Here is a 292-nt window from a genome sequence, read left to right on the forward strand (position 1 = left end):
GGAGAGATGATGATCTTATGTTTGATTTGATGAATGAAGTTTAATTTAGTTTGAGGGGGTTTGCGGGAAAGGATGAAAATGAGTGGTTGTTGAGGTTGATTGAAGAGGGTGATGAGTTTATGGGTGAAGGTTTGGGAGGGGTTGGGGTTGTGAGAATGGGCTTGGGGCTTGGTGAGTGTAAGGAGCGTATTGAAAAGGAGGAGAGGCTGGTGTGGGGAGTTTTTGAAATATGGGTGATTGGGTATGTCAGAGGGAAGATCAGCCTTTAGATCGTTGAAGATGTTGGGGAGTG

General features: G+C 45.2%; 1 protein-coding gene. It reads left to right on the plus strand.

Annotated elements, in window-relative coordinates; genetic code table 11:
* Positions 1-95 precede the first annotated feature (95 nt).
* The gene (locus FS736_RS24610) at positions 96-269 is read left to right on the plus strand and encodes a hypothetical protein (RefSeq protein WP_186326916.1); all 174 of its coding nucleotides are present in this window, start codon (positions 96-98) and stop codon (positions 267-269) included.
* Positions 270-292 lie beyond the last annotated feature (23 nt).

The sequence above is a fragment of the Cytobacillus oceanisediminis 2691 genome, assembly GCF_007678455.1.
Lineage (GTDB): Bacteria > Bacillota > Bacilli > Bacillales > Cytobacillaceae > Mesobacillus > Mesobacillus oceanisediminis_A.